At 72.7% G+C, this 20,576-nt stretch carries 19 protein-coding genes; 9 read left to right on the top strand and 10 right to left on the bottom strand.

From position 1 onward, the window contains the following. Positions 1-24: 24 nt before the first annotated feature. Positions 25-849 carry a class II aldolase/adducin family protein gene (locus GA0070564_RS10300; RefSeq protein ID WP_091606385.1) on the top strand — a complete coding sequence of 275 codons (825 nt, stop codon included), beginning with the start codon at positions 25-27 and terminating at the stop codon, positions 847-849. A gap of 279 nt (positions 850-1,128) precedes the next feature. Next, a complete protein-coding gene (locus GA0070564_RS10295) occupies positions 1,129-1,560 on the top strand; it encodes a PH domain-containing protein (protein ID WP_091606382.1) in 432 nt (143 codons plus the stop codon). A gap of 156 nt (positions 1,561-1,716) precedes the next feature. Here GA0070564_RS10295 and GA0070564_RS10290 read toward each other — a convergent pair whose 3' ends face one another. After that, positions 1,717-2,682 carry a hypothetical protein gene (locus tag GA0070564_RS10290; protein WP_245669895.1) on the bottom strand — a complete coding sequence of 322 codons (966 nt, stop codon included), beginning with the start codon at positions 2,680-2,682 and terminating at the stop codon, positions 1,717-1,719. Between the two features lie 184 nt (positions 2,683-2,866). After that, on the bottom strand, positions 2,867-3,910 hold the full coding sequence (locus tag GA0070564_RS10285) for a hypothetical protein (protein ID WP_141714741.1): 1,044 nt from the start codon (positions 3,908-3,910) through the stop codon (positions 2,867-2,869). Between the two features lie 166 nt (positions 3,911-4,076). Between GA0070564_RS10285 and GA0070564_RS10280 the strand changes: the two genes are divergently transcribed. Next, positions 4,077-4,682, top strand: a complete 606-nt coding sequence (locus GA0070564_RS10280) for a hypothetical protein (RefSeq protein ID WP_141714740.1) — start codon at positions 4,077-4,079, stop codon at positions 4,680-4,682. Between the two features lie 294 nt (positions 4,683-4,976). Then, positions 4,977-8,003, top strand: a complete 3,027-nt coding sequence (locus tag GA0070564_RS10275; RefSeq protein WP_141714739.1) for an AfsR/SARP family transcriptional regulator — start codon at positions 4,977-4,979, stop codon at positions 8,001-8,003. 136 nt (positions 8,004-8,139) lie between these two features. On the opposite strand, the gene GA0070564_RS10270 is transcribed toward GA0070564_RS10275, so the two are convergent. From GA0070564_RS10270 to rfbA, 5 genes are all read right to left on the bottom strand, one after another. Next, positions 8,140-8,694, bottom strand: coding sequence for a hypothetical protein (locus GA0070564_RS10270; RefSeq protein ID WP_091606373.1), 555 nt, complete (start codon positions 8,692-8,694; stop codon positions 8,140-8,142). A 218-nt stretch (positions 8,695-8,912) separates the two neighbouring features. Then, positions 8,913-9,941, bottom strand: coding sequence for a hypothetical protein (locus tag GA0070564_RS10265; protein ID WP_218104905.1), 1,029 nt, complete (start codon positions 9,939-9,941; stop codon positions 8,913-8,915). 304 nt (positions 9,942-10,245) lie between these two features. Continuing rightward, complete coding sequence (locus tag GA0070564_RS10260) at positions 10,246-11,013, bottom strand: aminoglycoside phosphotransferase family protein (protein ID WP_091606370.1); 768 nt, start codon at positions 11,011-11,013, stop codon at positions 10,246-10,248. Between the two features lie 218 nt (positions 11,014-11,231). Then, a complete protein-coding gene (locus tag GA0070564_RS10255) occupies positions 11,232-11,807 on the bottom strand; it encodes a dTDP-4-dehydrorhamnose 3,5-epimerase family protein (protein ID WP_425412439.1) in 576 nt (191 codons plus the stop codon). 11 nt (positions 11,808-11,818) lie between these two features. Further along, positions 11,819-12,706: a glucose-1-phosphate thymidylyltransferase RfbA gene (gene rfbA / locus GA0070564_RS10250; protein WP_091607128.1), complete on the bottom strand. Its 888-nt coding sequence runs from the start codon at positions 12,704-12,706 to the stop codon at positions 11,819-11,821. Between the two features lie 84 nt (positions 12,707-12,790). On the opposite strand from rfbA, the gene rfbD reads away from it, so the two are divergent. From rfbD to GA0070564_RS10230, 4 genes are all read left to right on the top strand, one after another. Continuing rightward, a complete protein-coding gene (gene rfbD / locus GA0070564_RS10245) occupies positions 12,791-13,702 on the top strand; it encodes a dTDP-4-dehydrorhamnose reductase (RefSeq protein ID WP_091606365.1) in 912 nt (303 codons plus the stop codon). Between the two features lie 97 nt (positions 13,703-13,799). Further along, positions 13,800-15,044, top strand: a complete 1,245-nt coding sequence (locus GA0070564_RS10240) for a cytochrome P450 (protein WP_091606361.1) — start codon at positions 13,800-13,802, stop codon at positions 15,042-15,044. A 103-nt stretch (positions 15,045-15,147) separates the two neighbouring features. Beyond that, positions 15,148-15,408 carry an acyl carrier protein gene (locus GA0070564_RS10235; RefSeq protein ID WP_091606358.1) on the top strand — a complete coding sequence of 87 codons (261 nt, stop codon included), beginning with the start codon at positions 15,148-15,150 and terminating at the stop codon, positions 15,406-15,408. Positions 15,409-15,460: 52 nt separating this feature from the next. After that, positions 15,461-16,711, top strand: a complete 1,251-nt coding sequence (locus GA0070564_RS10230; RefSeq protein WP_091607123.1) for a beta-ketoacyl-[acyl-carrier-protein] synthase family protein — start codon at positions 15,461-15,463, stop codon at positions 16,709-16,711. A gap of 21 nt (positions 16,712-16,732) precedes the next feature. On the opposite strand, the gene GA0070564_RS10225 is transcribed toward GA0070564_RS10230, so the two are convergent. From GA0070564_RS10225 to GA0070564_RS10215, 3 genes are read right to left on the bottom strand one after another with little or no spacing between them, the layout of a single operon-like run. Continuing rightward, a complete protein-coding gene (locus GA0070564_RS10225) occupies positions 16,733-18,046 on the bottom strand; it encodes a glycosyltransferase family 2 protein (protein WP_091606355.1) in 1,314 nt (437 codons plus the stop codon). A gap of 2 nt (positions 18,047-18,048) precedes the next feature. Continuing rightward, positions 18,049-18,330, bottom strand: coding sequence for a phosphopantetheine-binding protein (locus GA0070564_RS10220; RefSeq protein WP_245669894.1), 282 nt, complete (start codon positions 18,328-18,330; stop codon positions 18,049-18,051). Next, a complete protein-coding gene (locus GA0070564_RS10215; RefSeq protein WP_091606352.1) occupies positions 18,324-19,085 on the bottom strand; it encodes a 4'-phosphopantetheinyl transferase family protein in 762 nt (253 codons plus the stop codon). Before GA0070564_RS10215 ends, GA0070564_RS10220 begins: the two co-directional genes overlap by 7 nt. A 70-nt stretch (positions 19,086-19,155) precedes the next feature. Here GA0070564_RS10215 and GA0070564_RS10210 point away from each other — a divergent pair, with 70 nt between their 5' ends. Further along, positions 19,156-20,568: a condensation domain-containing protein gene (locus tag GA0070564_RS10210; RefSeq protein WP_091606347.1), complete on the top strand. Its 1,413-nt coding sequence runs from the start codon at positions 19,156-19,158 to the stop codon at positions 20,566-20,568. Positions 20,569-20,576 lie beyond the last annotated feature (8 nt).

Below are 20,576 nucleotides of genomic sequence, written 5' to 3'. Positions count from 1 at the left end.
GACTCGGGTAACCCTGGAGGAAGAATGACGACAACCGAGGGCCTGCGCCCCGCGTACCTGGCTGGCACCCACACCGGGCTGCCGATCCCGAGCAGGCCGACCTTCGACCGCGTCGACGACGAGCGGAGACACCGCAAGCAACGGCTGGCAGCCGCCCTGCGGATCTTCGGCAGGTACGGCTTCGGCGAGGGCATCTCCGGCCACATCTCGGTCCGGGATCCCGAGCACCCGGACCGGTTCTGGGTGAACCCGTTCGGCGTGTCCTTCAGGCTGGTCACCGTCGGCGACCTGATCTGCGTCGACGACACGGGCAGGGTGGTCGAGGGCAGGCATGCCGTCAATCCGAGTGCGTTCGTCATCCACTCACGCATTCATGCGCTCAATCCCGGTGCCGAGGCCGCGGCCCACGCCCACACCACACACTCCCGTGCGCTCGGGACGTTGGGCCGCCTGCTCGAACCGATGGATCAGGAGTCCGCCGCCTTTTACCAGGACCAGGTGCTCTACACCGATTACCAGGGCCCTTCCGTCACCGTCGAACAAGGCGCGGACATCGCGGAGCGGCTCGGCGACAAGCGGGCCATCCTGCTGACCTACCACGGACTGATCACCGTAGGGGGATCGATCGAGGAGGCCGTGCACTGGTTCATCACGTACGACAGCTGCGCGCAGGTCCAGCTGCTGGTCGCCGCGGCCGGCGTCGGAAAGGTCATGAGCCACGAGCAGGCAGTGGCGGCCAAGGACGGCTTCGGCGACGCCCAACTGTCCCGGTTCAGCTTCCAGCTCCTCTACGACGAGATCGTCCGGGATGAGCCGGACCTGCTCGACGAGGGGGCGGGTCGGCACTGACCGCGGCACTCGCCGTCAGCCCCGTCACGCGGTGAGCCCGGACAGCGCGACCGGGTGCGGCAGCGCGGAGTCGCTCGACCAGGCGAGGCAGCCGGTGACGAGCCCGCGGTGCCGGGGATCGTGACGGCGCCGGTCGTCGGCCCGCCCGGGTCGGGCGAGCCCGTGCAGGCCGGCCAGGCCGTTCGGTCATGACCTGGCCGCCGACCGACCGATGGGGCAGTGGCTCCGGGCGGTTAGTGTCTGGCGCGATCACGATCATCACCAGAGTACGGAGCCACAGTGCAGCAGAAGCTTGAGACCCGTGCCTTCGAGCAGGTGGCGTCGATCCTGCAGCCGGGCGAGCAGCCGGTAGCGGCGACCCGCGCCGTCGTCGGGAGGTTCGCGTCCGGTCGGCTCGAGACGGTGGTGAGCCAGACGCTGAAGCAGCAGGGCGGGGGCGCGCTCGGCGCCGCCCTGCTCTCCTCCAGCAGCAAGCAGTTCGTGGTGCTCACCGACCGTCGACTGATCTTCCTGACGCAGACGTTCCTGGGTGGACCCGGCAAGAAGGTCATCGGCGAGGTGCCCCGCGACCAGATCTCGCTCGCCGAGGTCAAGCCGGGCGTCGTCACCCTGCTGCGGATCGCCTTCGGCGCACTCGGTGACGGTGTCGCGCTGACCTTCCCCCGGGTGGACAGGAAGAACGCCGAAGCGCTCGCGGCCGCCCTGCGGTAGGGGCGACCGTTCGGCCTCCCTCCTGCGGCGCGAAGCAACGAAGCGCCCCCTGTTCCGGATCGCCGAGACCCTCGACGGGTCCCACCCTTCCGGCCCAGGGGGCGCTTCCACGTTCCCGGCCCGCCGTTCACGACGGGCCGTCATCAAGGCGCGAGGTCAGACGGCGCTGTAGTCGTTGAAGTAGTGCACGCCGTCGCTGGTCGTGTCGTCGGGATTGGCCCTTCGGTTGGTGTTGAACCAGAGCTTGTCCCCGTTGGCGACGCCGAGCCCCTCGATCTCGAAGAGGTCGGAATATGCGCTGGACGTGATCCTGAACGACAGGCCGCTGTCCGCGTAAATCGTTCCCGAGGCGGTCGAGACGTTGCGATAGACGAGCACGATGCTGACATTGTTGTAGGTCAGCGGGTAATACAACGTGTTGTTGTGGTAGCCGATCCCCTGGGTCACGTACGAGGTGATGTTCGAGACGGTGCTGCCGTTGACCAGGGCATCCTCGATATTCACGTAGAAACCGTAGGTCGTGTTGATGGTGCCACTGGTCGCGTTCAGCGGCAGTGAGCCTCGGTAGAAGGTCCGACCGCTCTTGAAGAGGAAGTAGATGTTGCTCGCGTCCTTGCCGGTGATCTTCATACCGGACATCGCCTTGCCCGCGCCGCCGTACGCGATCGTGTAGCTACCCACCTTGTAGTAGGTGGCCCCCACGTACTTCAGCTTCACGAGGCTCGCGCTGCCGGCTTCCATCGTGACGACGAACATGTAGTAGTTGCCGGCGTTCGAGTGCAGCGCGACGTCGTTGGCGTGGCCGAGCGCGGTCGTGTAGCTGGACCCGTTGTCGCCGTTGGTCATGAGCGTGGTGGTCCCGTCGCTCATGTTGGTGCGGTAGATGACGGCCTTGGTGTTGTCGCCGTTGACCTTCACCGAGTAGGTGTAGGTGGACCCCACGCCGAATCCCTGCGCGGAATAGCAGCCGTTCGCGTTGCCGAGCGTCGCGACGGTGCTGTAGGTGTTGTAGTAGGCCGCACTGGCCGCGGTCGGTGCCGCCACCACTCCGGCGCACAGCGCCAGTACGAACAAGGCGGTTCTCGCCACGCCTCTTGTGAACATGCCCTTCGGCACAGACACCCCCATGATTTTGACCTGCCGCAGGTGCGGTCGGCATTTCACCGCAGCAGTATCTAACGAAAGCAATTCATCTGCTGTCAAGGGCCCGTGTCGATCCCCTGTCCGCCCCCGCCGCCCTCGGCGGCCTTCCGGGGCCCAGCACCAGGAAAGCGGCGGGCCCCGGGCGGACCGGGTCAGGCGCGGATCAGTTGAAGGTCGCGGCCAGCGCCGCGGCCAGCTTGTCGTGACCCGGCTCGTTGGGGTGGGGGGATCCGCCGAAGGCGGTCTTCTGGAGGTCGGTGACCCCGAGCGCCGGAGCCGGGGCGAACCGCACGTTCGCCTGGTCCGGCAGCCCGCTGCGGATCACCGTGTTGAGCTGGTTCGTCCACTGCGCGACGGTCGCCTTCCATCCCGGGTCGTCGATCAGGTCCCGCTCCTGCGAGGGAATCTGCCCGGGTAGGAAGCCGAGCAGGTCCTTGGCGAGGTTCACCCGGTACTGCTCGGCGAGCAGGCCGACGTCGAACCGGGCCGGGCTGATGTCGTAGTAGCCCATCCACACCACCTTGTCGGCGCCGGCGGTGAGCACCTGGTCGGCGATGTCCTCGACATCCGTCTTGATCTGGGGGTAGAGGGCGGGACCGTCCCAGACGGGGACCTCGACCCGGTGGTGGATGTACCGGATCCCGGAGACGTCACCGACGATCTTGCCGTGGCACGCGCCGCCCGCGATGACGTCGGACTTGGCGATGAGGTTGCCGGCCCGGTCGAACCAGTCCATCTGCGCCTGGAGGGGCAGCTTGTTCTCGGTGAAGTGCTTCTGCATGAGGAACCGGTAGTGGTCCATCAGTCCACAGCTGGCGAGGGCCTTCAGCAGGGTCGTCCAGCTGGTGTTGTTCACCCCGCCCGTGCTGACGTAGTAGGCGGCCTTGCGGTCCGCCTTGGCCTGCCGGATGGCCCTGGTGGCCAGATCGATCGGTGGCCAGTTCCTGGCCCAGGCGTTCCCGCAGGCGTCCTGGTGCCCCGGACCCGCCCCGAGGATCTGGCCGGTGCCGTAGCCGGTGCGGGCGAAGTTGTAGTACTCCACGACCCGCTGGTTCCGGTTGATGGCGTACTTGCCGGCGTAGCTGAACAGCATGTCGTTGCCGGGCAGACCACGGAAGTCGGCTCTCGTGTTGCCGACGCAGGCCCCCATCGGAAACGCGTTCATGAACTGCAGGTGGGCGGAGGTGACCGAGTCCCCGGTGGCCACCAGCACCACCGGCTGCGACGGGTTGCGGTTCGGCGGGCAGTAGCGGTCCTTTCGTGCCTCGGTCAGACTCTCGTCCGCCGCGTTGCTCGGGCACGGCGGGGCGGGCGTCGGGCTGGGGGGCGGGTCCGTCGGCCACGTCGGCCCGATGGTGGGCGGTTGGCTCGGGGTGCCCGTCGCGGTCCCGCTGGGGCTGGTCGACGGGGAGGCGCTGGGGCTGCCGGAGGGTGATCCGCTCGGGCTCCCCGACGGGCTGCCCGACGGGCTGCCCGACGGGGAGCCGCTGGGGCTGCCGGACGGTGAGCTGCTGGCGCTGCTGGAGGGCGACGGGGAGCCGCTGGGGGTGGCCGACGGAGAACCGCTCGGACTCGCCGAGGGGGAGCCGCTGGGGCTGGCCGAGGGAGACCCGCTCGGACTGGTCGAGGGTGAGGTGCTCGGGCTGGCCGACGGGGACCCGCTCGGGCTGCCGCTCGGCCCGGACGGCGAGCTGGGGCATGGCGAGGGACTGCCGCTCGGGCTGCTGCTCGCCGGAGGGCTCGGGCTGCCGGTGGGACCGCTCGGGTACGTCCCGACGGCCTGTGGCGCCACCCCGACCGCGGCCCGGGTCCCGGCCACGGTCGGCTGCACCGGGGTGTTCGTCGCGGTCGGGGTCGCCGGCGGGCAGTCCTGCTCGTCCCGCCAGTCCTGCTCCAACGCCTGGTGCACGTCGGCGGGCAGCGGCTCCCCGTCCGGGATGCAGGGGTCGAAGGTCCACCGGGTGGGCACTCCCCGGTAGGTGATGTCGCGGGTGCAGATTCCCGGGTCGGCGCCGGGCTGGGCCGCGACCGGGCTGATGGTCAGCGGCTCGGGGGCCCCGACGTGGACACCGGTTCCCAGCATGAGGCTGAGGACGGCCACCGCCGCCAGGGCCGCGGTGCCGGCCCCCCATGCCTTGCCACTCGGTCGTAACGCGGATCTCATGAGCTGGCGTCTCCTCTCGGGCTGTCAGCCGGGGCGTACGGCGCCGATCCGCGCCGCTACGCCTCGCGGGGAACGTAGCCAGGGGTGATAATTCGTCGATGAGTCCGCGGTGAAGCGATGGGACTGGGCGGTGCGGATAAGGGCGCTGGGACCGATGCGGATCTGGGACGGCGCACAGTGGACACCGATCCGCGCGCCTCACCACCGCATCGTGCTGGCCGTGCTGCTGGCCGAGGCCGGGCGGCCAGTGAGCAGGGACCGACTGGTCCACGAGATCTGGGGCGGGCGGCCGACCCGGACGGCGACCAGCGCCGTCAACGGTTACGTCATGCGGCTGCGTCGGTTGCTCGGCGCGGGTGAGGCCGGCGAACTGGTCAGCCGTGCGGCCGGCTACGAGCTGGTGACCGGCGAGGACGCGGTGGACATCCAGGTGTTCGAGCGGATGGTACGCGCCGGGAAGCGGGAGGCCGCCGAGGGTCGGGTCGCCGATGCGGCGCGGCAGCTGTCCGAGGGCCTGGCCCTGTGGCGCGGCCCGGCGCTGGCCGACGTGCCCGACACGCTCACCGTGTCGGCCGAGGCGGCCCGCATGGAGCAGTTGCGACTGGCGGCGTACGAGGAACGCTTCGCCGCCCAACTGGAACTCGGCCAGCACGGGGAGATCGTCGAGGAGCTGGCCGCGCTCGTTGACGCGCATCCGATGCGTGAGCGGCTCTGCCGGTATCTGATGATCTCGCTCTACCGCTGCGGGCGCCGCGCGGAGGCACTTGAGGCGTACCGGCGGGTCCGCGACGTACTGGTCACCGAGACCGGGCTCGAACCGGGCCCGGAGCTGCGGGACCTGGAACGTGCCGTGCTCACCGACGACCGGAGTCTCGCCGCGCCCGCCGTCCGGCCGGTGACCCCGGCGCAGCTGCCGGCCGCGGCCACCCACTTCGCCGGCCGCCACGACCAGCTGGCGGCCCTGGACGCCCTGGCCCGGCAGCGGCCCGTTCCTCCGGTGGTCGTCACCGGCCTGGCCGGGGTCGGCAAGACGGCCCTGGCGGTCCGCTGGGGGCACGCGGTGCGTGACCGGTTCCCCGACGGCCAGCTCCATCTGGATCTGCGTGGCAGCTCGCCACGACCGCCGGTGACACCGATGGCCGCGCTCGTCCACTTCCTCCAGGCCCTGGGCGTGCCGCCCGAGCAGGTTCCCGCCGAGCTGGACGAAGCGGTCGGGCTCTACCGCAGCGTGACCGCCCTCCGGCGGATCCTCGTGGTCCTCGACAACGCCGCGGAGCCCGACCAGGTACGTCCGCTGCTGCCCGGCGGGGCCGGCTGCGTCGTGCTGGTCACCAGCCGCGAGCAGCTACGTGGCCTGACCGCCCGGGAGGGCGCGGTCAGGCTGCCGCTGGACGTGCTCTCCCCGGACGAGGCCGGTGACCTGCTCGCCGAGCTGCTGCCCGGGGCGCCCGGGCGGGACACCGCGGAGCTCGCCCGGCTCTGCGGCTATCTTCCGCTGGCCATCCGCATCGCCGCCGCCAACCTTCGGGCCGAGCTGACCCCGATCGGGCAGTACAACCAGCGACTCGCGGCCGGTGACCGGCTGGCGGCGCTGGGCGTTCCCGGTGACGCCACGACCGCCACCGTCGCCGCCTTCGACCTCTCGTACGAGGCGCACCCGCCGGCCACCCGCCGGCTGTTCCGGCTGCTGGGCATCGCTCCGGGGGACGTCGTCACCCCGCCGGCTGCCGCGGCCCTGGCCGACATGCCGGTGGCCGAGGTCGAGCCGATGCTCGATGCCCTGGCCCGCGCCCACCTGTTGGAGCAGGTGGCCCGCGGCCGCTACCGGTGGCACGACCTGGTCCGCCTCTACGCCCGGCGGCGTGGTCTGGTCGAGGACACCGACCGGGAGGCCGCGCTCGACCGCCTCTACGACCACTACCTGTCCAGCATGGACCGGGCCGCCAGTCTGCTCTATCCGAGCGTCGTCCGGCTGCCGTTGCCGGCGAGTGTGAGCGGGCGGCACCGGGTCGAGCTGCCGACCGCCGACGCGGCGCTGAGTTGGGTGGAGGCCGAGCGAGGCAACCTGGTGGCCGCGGTGGTGGCGGCCGGGCCGGGACATCGTACGGCCGCCTGGCGACTCACCGACCACCTGCGCTGGCACCTGGACTTCACCTCGCCGTCGGCGGAGTGGCTGCCGGTCACCGAGGTCGCCCTGGATCACGCCCGAGCTGATGACGACCCGTTGGGGCAGGCCGCCGCGTACCTGAGCCGGGCCACCGTCCTGCTGGCGACCAGCCGGTACGCCGAAGCGCTCGACGACTTCCAGCGCGCGCTCGGCTTCGCCCGGCAGGGTGGCTGGGCCGAGGGGGAGGGGTGCGCGTTGAGCAACCTGGCCCACGTCTCGTTCGAGACCGGCAGGTTGGACCTGGCCGCCCGGTACAGCCTCGACGCGCTGGAGATCGACACCAGGATCGGCCGGTTGGCCGGCCAGCTGGCCCGGCTGGCCAATCTCGGCAACATCCGCCTCCAGCAGGGCCGGTTGGCCGAAGCCATCAGCCACTGCGAGCAGGTCACGGAGCTCGAGGGCAGGATCGGCGAGTGGCACGGGCAGGGCACGGCGCACGGCTGCCTGGGCGAGGCGCATCTGCTGCTCGGCCGCTACGACGAGGCGTCGACCTACCTCGCTCAGGCACTGACCACTCACCGGCGGGCCCGGGCGCGCAGCTGCGAGGCCGACACCCTGCGGCTGCTGGCGGCGGTGCACGGGGCGACGGGCGACCTCGGCGAGGCGCGCGGCGAGGCGGCGGAGGCCCTGCGGATCGCCCGCGAGGTCGGCGACCGTTGGGTCGAGGCCCACGCCCTGCTGGCCCGGGCCGAGCTCGACCTGCGGGCCGGGGACGCCGACCCGGCGATCGACCACCTTCAGCAGGTCCTCGCCCTGGCGCGGGGCGACGGGGCCCGGCATGCCGAGGCGCAGGCGTTGATCTGTCTGGCCCGGGCCCACCGGCTGCGCGGTGCGACCGGCACCGACCAGGTGCGGGCGTACGCGACGCAGGCGCTGGTCATCTGCCGGGAGTACGGCTACGAGCTGTTGGAGAAGGACGCGCTGACGGTGCTCGGTCAGTGCGCGTCGCCGTCCACCGGGGTCGGCTGAGGTCCCGAATGTCCGGCGATCCGGACCGCCGCCGCGGCGCCGGGGCGGCGGAGGAGGCCGCGCCCGCACCCGGCGGGTCCGGGGCGGACGTGGCCGCCCCGGACCCGCCGGTCCGGTGTCCGGGCAGGTCGGACCGTCAGAGCCCGTCCGGGCCCTGACGGCGCAGGTCGTCCACCGTCGACATGGCCTGTCGCAGTTGGGACAGCCAGTCGTCGGTGTGTCGGCCGACGAGCCGGACGCACCAGGCGAGCGCCTCCGAGCGGGAGCGGGCCACACCAGCGTCGACCAGCGTGTCGAGGATCTGTCGTTCGGGTTGGCGCAGCCGGGTCATCACCGGCGCCGCCAGGTGGGAGAAGAGCTGTTCGGCGTCGCCGCACCGGACGCCCCAGCTCACCTTGCGCCGGTAGCGGTGCTCGGCCTGCCGGGCCACCCGGATCCGGTCGTCGCGGGTGTCCTCGCGGAACTGGTGGATCCGCCCGGAGCGGGCGGCGGTGCGGTCGGCGTCGGTGGCGTCGTCGGCCAGTTGGGGTTCGGGGAGACGCCCCCAGATGATGATCTCGTCGCGGTCGATGACGATCTGTGGCGGCTCGGCGAACCAGCCGTCCGGTACGGCCCCGGTGATCCAGCCGGTGGCGCCGTCGGCGGGCGGCGGGTCCTGGCGAGCCCCGTGCGGGGCGGTACGAGGGGACACGGCAACCTCCTGCGGTCTCGGATTACATGATTACATGATTACGAGTCCGATCCACGGAGTTCAGCGCAGGGCGAACGTGCGGGCCGCGGTCGGCCGGCTCGGGCGCACCCAGGCCGGTCCGCGTGGGCAAACGAGGTGCAGGTCCTGGGCGGCGTACTCGCCACTCGGGCGGCGTTCCGCCCGCCGGCGTCACAGGTGACGCCGGCGGGCGGGAGCGGTCAGAAGATGTTCATCGCGATGCCGTTGGTGAGCGAGGTCGAGCTCTGCACACCGTCGATCTTGACCGGGTTGCCGGAGACGTGGTCGACGTAGATCCGCATGATGAAGGTCCGCGTCCCGCAGCCGGCGTCGATCGGGATGCTGGACAGGCCGAGGCTCGCCACGTAGTGGTGGGCGTCGTCGCGGATGGTCTTGCGGGAGGTCGTGGTGCTCGTCGTCCGGCAGGTGTGCGCGGTCGTGTCCAGCTGGATGAACTCGAGGCGTACGTCGACCACCGCGTCGGTGCCGCGGGGCTTCTCGTACCCGGCGATGCCGCTGGTGCACGAGCTGGTGCCGGTGTAGCAGGTGGTGAGCTCCAGGGTGGCCAGCGCCTGCACGGAGGTGGCGGTGGTCGCGGCGGTCCACTTGTAGACGGGGGTGCCGTCGTTGTAGAAGACCCAGGCCGACGAGGTGCCGGCACCGACGTAGGTGCAGGTGCTGGAGGTGCCGGTGCTGTTGCAGGCCGGGTTCTGCCACCAGCGGGCGCCGACCTGGTTGCTGTTGCTGACCTCCAGCCAGGTGTCCGTGGCGACGGCGGTCAGGTAGTAGTTGTCCAGCGAGCTGGACGCCGTGTACGCGTACAGGCCGCAGGTGTAGGTGCCAGCCGAGGGCGCGGTGAAGAGCAGGTCGGCGTAGATGGGCAGATGCCCCGGCACGGCGTAGTAGCTGGTGTCGGAGCCCTCGTGGTTGCGCGACGACGTCGAGGTGACCCCGACGACCGCGCCGGTGGAGTCGACGCACTTGAGGGTGTCGTTCATCGCCACCACCTGGGTCACGCTGCTGGTCGCCTCCAGCCGCCCGCGTACGTGCCGGGACTCTCCGGCCGCGAGGGTGACCATCCTGCTCAGCAGGCGCTCCTCCGTGTTCGGGTAGAAGTTGTTCGCGCTGCTCAACGTGACCCTGGTGACGGACCCCGAGTCGGCCCGTGCCACCTGGGCGGGCGCGGCGACGAGCAGCACCGCCGCGACCGCGGTGAGAAACCTCCGCAAGACCTGCCTCCTGCCGTGGGGGTGGGCGGCGGCCCCGGTCGGGTGCGTAGCCGGGGAGTGCGAGGGCACCGGCCGGCGGAGCGCCGCCTCGAAGCGGATGGATGCTATCGCGGCGCCCCGCCGCCCGTGGGACCGTGGCGCGACGGGCGCGAATGGTCTCGAGCCGGGTCGTCCCGGCACTGGTAGGCCCACCCTTTGTTGTGGACTGACCGGCCTCCGCGGGAGCCCGGCGGGGAGCAGGTCGGTACGCCGGGTGGGCGGACACGATGACTCCAGCCGGGGCGGCCAGGCTGGCGGCGGACCGTTACCTTGGCTCCTGACGTAGAGTCGGCGACGTGAACAGGGCTCGGTTGTCCTTGGACCACTGCACGCGGGACGCCAGTTCGTCGCAGAACCCGTCGGCAACCCAGGAGCGCTGTGGCTCCAGCCCTCGTTCGGCTAATGCACGCACGTTGCGGCCGGTCAACTGTTGTCGACGGATCACTGCCTCGACGAGCCCCTCACTGGTGGCCATGCCGTACTCCTCGGCGAAGAGCTCGATACGGCGTACGCGGTCCGGCGGTGCCGTGAAGCCCTGCCAGCGCATCGCGTGCGCATCGTCGCGGAATGGTGCCAGGTACTCCAAGGCGTATGCAACGTCGTCCAGCGCGTCACCCGGCTGGGCGAAGTCGAAATCCACCAGGCCCACCGGCCGCAGGCCGTCCCAGATCACGTTCCACGGCCCGAAGTCGCCGTGGCAGATGACCTCACCGGACCGGGCCGGCCGGTCGGACAACGCCCAGCACGCCCCATCCGGTGCGACGAATCCGGCCACCGCCTGGTGGTAGTCGCGCAGCAGCCGGGCGAGCGATCGCAAACCGGCCTCGGGCACCGCCCGCTGCCAGCCGACCGCCCCGGACTCGCCCTGTATGAAGCCGAGGACCTCCGTGCCGTCGACCACGCCGAACGGCTTCGGAACGCAGGTGAATCCAATTCCGTGCAGATATTCCAGCAGCGCATGCACCGTCGGAGTCCACCACCCGGCAGGCCGATACACCCGATCATCGACCACGATGATCCGCTGCTGCACCATGCCCCGACAGTAGCCGCCGTCACCGACCAGCCAACCGCCCGGGCGGCGTCACCATCGGTACCACAACACGCCTTCACCTTCGGGTCCGCCACTCGGAATGAGAGCGGGCGCGCTGTCGAGTCGAATGTTCTGTCCAGTTGAGCCGGCGATCCGGACGGTGACCAATCGCACCGGCCGGCCCGGCCCGCCAGCCCGTTTCCCGGCGACACCGCAACCGGCTACCCGGCGCCCGACGGCGGCCGGCGCCAACCGTGCTGCGGCAACAGCCCGGCCCGGCGCAGCTCGGCCAGGGTGGGCGCGCCCGCGTCGCGGGGGGAGAGGGTGGGCACGTCGACCGGCCAGTCGATCGCCAGCTCGGCGTCGAGCGGGTGCACCGCGCGCTCCCGCGCCGGGTCGTAGCCGGTCGAGCAGAGGTAGCTCACGGTCGCGTCGTCGGTCAGCGCGCAGAAACCGTGCCCCAGCCCTTCGCCGAGGTGGACCGCCCGCCGGTCGGCGTCGTCCAGGCGTACGGCCTCCCAGCGACCGAACGTCGGCGAGCCGACCCGCAGGTCCACCACCACGTCCAGCACGGCCCCGCGTACGCAGATGACGAACTTCGCCTGCCCGGGCGGGACGTCGGCGAAGTGGATGCCGCGTACCACCCCGCGCGCCGAGACCGACAGGTTGGCCTGGGCGACCGGGAACGGGCGCCCCGTCACCTCGGCGAGCAGGTCGGCGCGGAACCACTCCAGGAACAGGCCACGCTGGTCGCCGTGCTGCTGCGGGGTGAGCGTCCAGGCGCCGGCGATGCCCATCGGCGCGATTCTCACCGGGACGCCGTCCCGCCCGGCTGCCCGGCCAGCAGGCCGAGCAGGTATCCGCCGTAGCCACTGGGCAGCAGGGGCTCCGCCAGGGCGCGCAGCTGCACGTCGCCGATCAGGCCGGCCCGCCAGGCCACCTCCTCGACGCAGCCGATCTTCATGCCCTGCCGCTCCTCGATCACCCGGACGAACTCGGCGGCCTGCACCAGCGAGGCGAAGGTGCCGGTGTCCAGCCAGGCGGTGCCCCGGTCGAGCACCGTCACCGTCAGCTCGCCCATCCGCCGGTACGTCTCGTTGACCTCGGTGATCTCCAGTTCGCCCCGGGCGCTGGGGGTGAGCCCACGGGCGATGTCGACCACCCGGTTGTCGTAGAAGTAGAGCCCGGGAACCACGTAGCGGGACCTGGGCCGGTCCGGTTTCTCCTCGATGGAGAGCACCCGACCGTCCGCGTCGAACTCGACCACCCCGTACGCCTGCGGGTTGGCCACCGGGTACGCGAAGACCCGGCCCCCGACGGGCTCGCGGTAGGCGGCGAGCTGCCGCCCGAGCCCCGCACCGTGGAAGATGTTGTCGCCGAGGATCAGCGCCACCGCGTCGTCGCCGATGAAGTCCGCGCCGATCACCAGGGACTGCGCGATGCCCGCCGGTCGTTCCTGGGTGCGGTATTCCAGGGTGAGCCCGAGGTGACCCCCGTCGCCGAGGAGCCGCTGGAACTGGTCCCGGTCCTCCGGCCGGGTGATCACCAGGATCTCCCGGACGCCGGCCATCACCAGTGTGGAGAGCGGGTAGTAGATCATCGGCTTGTCGAAGACCGGCATCAGCTGCTTGGACACGGCCCTGGTGATGGGCCAGAGCCGGGAGCCGGCGCCGCCGGCCAGGATGATTCCGCGCACCATCGCAACGATACGTGCCGATGGCTGGGTGCGCGGCGGTCGAGCCGTGCGCCGTAGCGGGCCGGGACGTAAGCTCACCGAGCTGTGAGGGAACCTGCCGCCGGCGACCGCCCGACGACCCGGCTGCTCGTCACCGGCGCCGGCGGGCTGCTCGGCCGTGAGCTGCGTACCGTCCTCGCCGCCCGGCCGGACCTGACGGTGACCGCGGCGACCCGGGCCGACCTGGACGTCACCGACGCCGCCGCGGTACGCGCCGCCGTCGCCGGCCACGACGCGGTGTTCAACGCCGCCGCCTTCACCGACGTGGACGCCGCCGAGCGGCAGGAGCGGACGGCCACCGAGGTCAACGGCCACGCCGTGGCCCACCTCGCCCGCGCCTGCGCCGAGACCGGCGCCCGGCTGCTGCACGTCTCCACCGACTACGTCTTCGCCGGCGACACCGACCGGCCGTACGCCGAGTCGGCCCCGCCCGCCCCGATCAACGCCTACGGGCGGTCGAAGCTCGCCGGCGAGCTCGCGGTCGCCCGGCTGCTGCCCGACGCCGGCTGGGTGGTCCGCACGGCGTGGCTCCAGTCGGCCCGCGGGCCGAGCTTCGTCACCACGATCCTGCGCCTGGCGGAGCGCCAGGAGCAGCTGCACGTCGTCGACGACCAGTACGGGCAGCCCACCTGGGCGCGGGCGCTGGCCCGGCAGCTCGTGGCGCTGCTGGACGCGGCGCTCGCGGGTCGGGCCGCGCCCGGCGTCTACCACGGCACCTGCGCCGGCCGGAGCAGCTGGCACGAGCTGGCCCGGGAGGTCTTCGCGCTGCGCGGCCTGGACCCCGACCGGGTCCGCCCGATGCCCCGCAGCCGACTGGCGGACCGGGCCCCGCGCCCGGCCTGCACCGTGCTCGGGCACGACCGGTGGGCCGAGGCCGGCCTGCCGGCCCTGCCGCACTGGCGGGTCAGCCTCGCCGAGGCGGCGGCCGACGCCGGCTGGTCGCCCGGCCTCCGGTGAGCCCGAGTCGACGGTGAGCCCGGGTCGACCATGGACACATCGACCACCGTGAGCCTATGGTCACTGCGACCGTGCCCGTGCCCGCCCGAGGAGCCGCATGGCCGTCTCCGTCTCCCTCGACGAGCTCCTCGGCGACCAGGTGCGGCGTGACCCGTACCCGTTCTACGCCCGGCTGCACCGGCTCGGGGAGGTCGCCGCCCTGCGCCCCACCGACCCGCACGCCCTGGTGGTGCACGGCTACGACGCGGTCAACCGGGTGCTCCGGGACCCGGTGTTCCGGGTGCTCGGCTCGGAGTACCTGGACCGGGCCGGAATCCGCTGGCGGCAGCACGCCGTCACCCGCATCCTCCAGACGTCGATGCTCAACGCCGGGGCCGGCGACCACCTGCGGGCCCGGCAGCTGTTCAGCCAGGCGCTGACCCCACGCCGGGTCGCCGCCCTGGAACCGGCGATCCTGCGGATCACCGACGGGCTGCTCGACGAGCTGGCCGAGGCGGGCGCGGACGGTAGGCCGGTGGACTTCATGGCCGCGTTCGCCCTGCGGTTGCCGAGCGACGTCGTCGGTGAGCTGCTCGGCGTGCCGGAGGCCGACCGGGCGTGGTTCCCGTCCCGGGTGCGCACCTTCGACGCGGTGCTCGAGATCGGGCGGCGGTCGATGCGGGAGATCCGCGCCGCCAACGACGCGGCGGGGGAGTTGACCGGGTACTTCACCGAGCTGCTGGCCGCCCGCCGGGCACGACCCCACGACGACCTGGTCTCGGCGCTGGTCGCGATCCGCGACCGGGACCCGGAGCAGCTGACCGCGGACGAGCTGCTGGCCAACCTGATCATCATGTACAACGCCGGGTTCCGGACCACCGCGAACCTGCTCGGCAACGGGCTGGCCCTGCTCGTGGAGCGCCCGGACGCCCTGGCCGTGCTGCGCGCCGACCCCACCCTCGCCGCGTCGTACGTCGAGGAGATCCTGCGCTTCGAGCCACCGGTGCACTTCGCGCTCCGGTACGCCGGGCACGACACCGAGGTCGGCGGCCTGCCGGTCGCGGCCGGACGGACCGTGGTGGTGCTCACCGGCGCGGCCAACCGGGACCCCCGCCGGTTCGCCGACCCGGACTCGTTCGACCCCTCCCGCGTCGACAACCGCCACCTGGCCTTCAGCGCCGGCCCGCACTACTGCCTGGGCGCGGCCCTCGCCCGGGCGGAGGGGCGGTTGGTCCTGCCCCGCCTGCTGGACCGCTTCCCGGACCTCACGCTCGCCGCGGCGCCCGGCGACCGTCGCCAGCTCATGCTGCGCGGGTACGACCGGCTGCCGGTACGCCTCACCGCGCCGGTGCCCCCGCTGTGAGCAGGGGGACCTTGCCAAACCGTTCCGATCGAGTAGGGTCGATGCACCACGCGGTGCCGCGCCGTCGGTCCGGCGGCGTCCCAGCGGACAGGAGACACCGGAGATGACCGATGAGATCCGCACGTTCCTCTTCGCCGCGCTGACCGAGATGAAGTACGACGCCGAGGACGCCGACGACGACACCGTCTTCGGTCCGGCCGGCCTCGACGTGGACTCCCTCGGCCTCGCCGAACTCGCCGTCCGGGTGGAGGACCGGTTCGGCGTCGCGTTCGACGACGACGAGGCGGAGGACCTCGCGATGATGACCGTCGGCGAGCTCTGCCGATCGGTGCAGGCCCGCATCCAACCGGCCTCGGCGCACTGAGCCGGCGCCGGCGTCGTACCGGTCGGTGACCGGTGCTCCTCGACCCGAAGGGATCAGCGTGCGGCCGATCGTCACCGTGACCGGCGTCGGACTGGTCAGCCCGGTCGGCGCCACCGCCGCCGAGGTCTTCACCGCGGTGGGCGAAGGCCGATCCGGACTCACCCGCCCGCCCGAGGGCCACCCGGTCCACGGGGTGGTCGACGTCGCCGGGTTCAGCCCGCCGATCGACCCGGCCAGCGTGCTGCCCGGCCCGGAGTCCCGGGTGGTGGACCGCTCGATCGTCATGGCCCTCAGGGCGGCCGAGGACGCCCTGGCCGACGCCGGCGTGCAGGTCGGCCGGGACGTCGACCCGTACCGGATCGCCGTCATCGTCTCCGGCGTCGGCGGACTGTCCACCCTGGAGAGCCAGGTGCTGGAGCGGGCCCGGCGCGGGCGGTTCGGGGTCAGCCCGTACATGCTGCCGGGGACCCTGCCGAACATGGGCGCGGCCCGGATCGCCATCCGGTTCGGCGTGCGCGGCTACACCTCCTCGATCGGCACCGCCTGCGCGGCCGGCGCCCAGTCCATCGGTGAGGCGGTGCGGATCCTGCGCGCCGGCGAGGCCGACATGGTGCTCTGCGGGTGCAGCGAGGCGCCGCTGTTCCCGACCTTCGCCGACGCGTTCGGCAACGCCCGGGCGCTGGCCCGCGGCTGGTCGGACCCGACCGCCGCGAGCCGGCCGTTCGACCGCCGCCGCAACGGTCTCGTCCTCGGCGAGGGGGCGGGCGTCCTGCTGCTGGAACGCGCCGCGCACGCCGCCGCGCGCGGGGCCCGGCGCTACGCCGACGTGCTCGGCTGGGGCGCGACCAACGACGCCCACCACCCGACCACCCCCCGCCCGGACGGCACCGGCGCGGCGCAGTGCATGCGGATCGCCCTGCGCGACGCCGGCCTGCGACCCGACGACATCGGCTACGTCAACGCCCACGGCACCGGCACCCGGGCCGGGGACGCCGCCGAGGCGACCGCCCTGCGGGAGGTCTACGGCAGCTCCACGCCACCGGTCAGCTCGACCAAGGGCGTGACCGGGCACCTGCTCGGCGTCTCCGGGGTCGTCGAGGCCGCCGTCTGCGCCGAGGTGCTGCGGACCGGCCTGCTGCCACCCACCCACAACCTCGACGACCCGGACCCGGCCTGCGAGATGGACCTGATCCGCAAGGAGCCGCGGGCGGTCCCGGTGCGGGCGGTGCTCTCCAACTCGTTCGGCTTCGGCGGCCACAACGTCAGCCTGGTCCTGGGCCACCCGGAGCCGCTGCCCGGGTGAGGCGGGCGTGCGACCGAGGACTCAGCGGACCGTGACCAGGGTGGCCGCCTCGTGCCGGCGGACGCTGACCGCGAAGTGCGGGTCCAGCATGTCCACCAGGTAGTCGAGGTCGGCCACCAGCGGCACCGGCAGCAGTGCCCGCTGGTCGACCTCGCGGTGCGAGGCGACCAGCTCGATCCGATCGGCCTTCAGCAGGCCCCGGGTCAGGAAGGCCGGCAGGTCGTCGGGGAGGAAGCACCGCCACAGGTCGACGTTGACGATCAGCTTCAGCGTGCCGGCCCGGAACTGCTGCAGGACGGTGCCGAGCAGGTGCGAGTTCGTCGGGCCCGGCGGGGTCGCGTGGTCGAAGGTGTGCGAGCCGGCGCCGAGCGGCAGGGTGGCGACGCCGTTGCCGACCACCAGGGCCGCGGCGGTGGCCAACTCGTCGCGCAGCGCCGCCGGCAGCGCCTCCGGTCGGCCCAGCCCGAGCCGCCGGTACGCCTCGATGGCCGCGCCGTAGATGCGGATGCGCCCCAGGTGCCGGCCGAAGGTGTTCAGGCCGTACAGCACCTCGACGTCGTAGCGCAGGTGCTTGCGCAGCAGGTACTTCATGTTGTCCATCGAGGCGATCCCGTTGGACGTCTTGCGGAAGTGGGGGAGGTGGTAGGAGAGCGCGTCGGCGTCCAGCCGGAACAGCTCCGGTGGCGCCCCGTGCAGGTGGAAGACCCGGTAGAAGAAGTCGAGGTCCTCGAAACCCCACTTGATCATCGCCTCGTCGAAGCCGCCGACCCGCCGGAACGACTCCCGGTCCACCGAGGCGTTGTGGGTCAGCCCGAGGACCCACGGCGCACTCGGGAAGTCCCCCATCCGCTGCGGGTGGGCGGTGTCCTCCAGGCGCGGGTCGCCACGCTCGGCGTCCAGCATCGCCGGGACGACCTCCTCGCCGCGGCGCACCGCGTCGGCGCCCGCCCAGTCGAGGTCGTACCGCTGGCCGAGCAGCACCCCGGGGCGGCCGGCTCGTCCGGCGTGGAAGTCGCGGTGCCGCTCCAGCAGCCGGGGGTGGGCCACCGTGTCGGCGTCCAGGAACATCAACGTGTCCGCCTGCGCCCGGGCGGCCGCCGCGTTGCGGTTGGCGCTGCGACCCCGGTTGCGGTCGCTGCGTACGCAGCTGGCCCGCAACCGGTCGGCGTACTTCGCCACGACCGGCTCCAGCGGCACCGTGGAGCCGTCGTCGCCGACGACGACCTCGAAGTCCTGCGGGGGCAGGCTCTGCCGGGTCAGCGAGTGCAGGGTGGCGTCGAGGGCGGAGCCGTTCTCGTGCGCCGGCACGACGACGCTCAGCCGAGGTCGGTCCATGGTCAGCGGGGCGTGGAGTTGGCGGTGATGTAGTCGGCCAGGTCGCCCAGGGTGGTCATCCGGTCCTCGTCGAGGTCCTCCACGTCGATCTGGATCTCCAGCTCGTCCTCCAGCTCGAGCAGCAGCTCCAGCGCCAGCGAGGAGCTGAGGCCGAGCTCGTCCATCAGCTGGGTGCGTTCGGTGACCGGCTCGGTGGGTTTCAACATCCGGGTCAGCAGGGCCGTCAGGCGGCCGACGACCTGCTCGCGCGGCGCCGCGGCCGTCGTCGTGTCCGGCTCTAGCACCGGTGGCCCCGCGGGGCGGTCGAACGCTCCAGCATGGACCCATCAGAGCAAAGGACATCGGTGAGTGTCAACGGTTCGGCCGTCGGGGGCGGGCCGGCACCGGCCGGTTCGACGGCGTACGGCGCCTCACCGGCCAGCGCGACCGCGACCCGGAACGCGCCGCCGGTGGCCACGTCGGTGAGCCGGTAGCTGCCGGCCGACCCGACGGTCACCACGTCGCCCCGGTGCACCGGCAGCGCCAGGTGCGGCCAGAGCCGGGCCCCGGCCGCCTTCACGGCCGCCTCCTTGCGGGTCCACAACCGGGTGAAGCGTGCCTGCCGGGCCGCCCGGTCGCCCGCGTCGGCCACCAGCCGGGCCTCCCGTGGATCGAAGAACCGGGCGGCGAGGGCCGCCGGGTCCCGACCCGGCGCCGGATGCTGGATGTCCACCCCGATCGCCCGCCCGGCGCTCACCGCCACCGCGACGAGACCACCGGAGTACGACAGGCTGGTGTGCGGCCCGGCCCCCGGCCCGGTCAACGTCGGCTTGCCGTGCCGGCCCCGGGTCCAGGTCAGGTCCCCGGGCGCCACGCCCACCGCCCGCCCGACCAGCAGCCGCAGCGCGCCGTGCGCGACGGTGAACCGGTCGCGCAGCGACGGGCTCCCGAGCGCGGCGGCGCGGGCCCGCTCGGCGGGGTCGAGCACCGCCACGCACCGGGCCAGCTCCCGCCGGCCGGCGGTGGCCGACAGCACCCAGAGCCGCACGGTGTCCCGCATGGACCGAAGGGTAACCGCCGCCGACCCGCAGGACGTTGACAGACACCGATGCCGTTGCTCTGATGATGCGGTGATCGCGCAGACCGCCGAGGCGTGCGTCCCCGTCCCCTTCGCCGGCCCGGGCGCCGGGACCGCGCCGCTGACCTGGGGACAGAAGGCGATCATGCAGGACATGCGGGAGACCGGCTGGACGCACAACGTCAGCGGCGCGAACCCGATGCCCGCCGGGATCACCGTCGAGCAGGTGGCCGCGCAGCTGAGCGACCTGATGGGCCGGCACCCGGCCCTGCGGATGCGGCTCGGCACCGACGACCGGGGCCGACCCTGCCAGGTCGTGTCGGCCTCCGGTGAGCTGCCCCTAGACGTGGTGGACGTCCCCGACGACGCAGACCCCGCCGACGTGGCGACGTACGCCTACCAGCTGGGCCACTTCCGGCTGCTGACCCCCTACGACCTGCACCGCGACTGGTCGGTGCGGATGGCGGTGGTCCGGCACCGGGGCGCCCTGGTGCACCGGGTGCTGACCCTCGACCACCTCGTGGTGGACGGCACCGCCACCGCCCTGCTCATGGCCGACCTCGGCCTGGTCGACCTGGCGGCGCGGCGCACCCCCGATCCGCGAACCGTGCAGCTGCTCGACCTCGGCCGGCGGGAGGAGACCCCGCCGCTGCGCCGGGTCAGCGACCGGGCCGTACGCCACTGGGAGGCGCACCTGCGGTCCATCCCGCCGCTGACCTTCGGCGGGCCGGGCGAGCCCGGCGGCCGGCAGGGCCGGCGGTACTGGCACGGCCGGTTCAGCTCGCCCGCGGCGTACCTCGCGGTGCAGGCCATCGCCCGGCGGACCCGGACCGACACCTCGCGCGTGCTGCTGGCCGTCATCGCCGTGGCCGTCGGCCGGGCCACCGGGGTCAGCCCGCTCACCGCGAAGCTCATCGTCGGCAACCGGTTCCGGCCGGGCTTCGCCGAGGCGATCGCCCCGTTGAGCCAGAACGGCGTCCTGACCGTCGACACCGCCGACACCACCGTGGACGAGGTGGTGTCCCGGGCCCGGCGGGCGGCGGTCGCCGCCGGCAAGTACGCCTACTACGACCCGGCGCAGCTGGAGGAGCTCACCGCCCGGTTGGACGGCGAGCGCGGCCATCCGGCCCGGGTCACCTGCCGGATCAACGACCGGCGGGTGGTGACCCGGCGGGCGGCGGAGGAGGGGGCGCGCGACGACCGGGTGACCGCCGACCTGATCCGCCGGCGGGCCGCCGAGACCTTCCTGGTCTGGGACGGCGCCCTGGACCACCTGCACGAGCAGGTCTTCATCACCGTCGAGGACCAGCCGGAGACCGTGTACCTCCAGGTGATCTTCGACTTCGCCTGCTTCACCGAGGCGCAGGCCGAGCGCCTGCTGCGCGGGGTGGAGGAGGTGGCCGTGGAGGCGGCCTTCGACCCGGACACGCCGACCCGGGTGACGCCCGGGTCGACCGGCGACTGACCGGCCGC

This window comes from Micromonospora mirobrigensis (assembly GCF_900091555.1).
GTDB classification, from domain to species: Bacteria; Actinomycetota; Actinomycetes; order Mycobacteriales; family Micromonosporaceae; genus Micromonospora; species Micromonospora mirobrigensis.
Note: the sequence above shows the minus strand (reverse complement) of the source record. Positions and strands in the feature narration are given on the sequence as shown.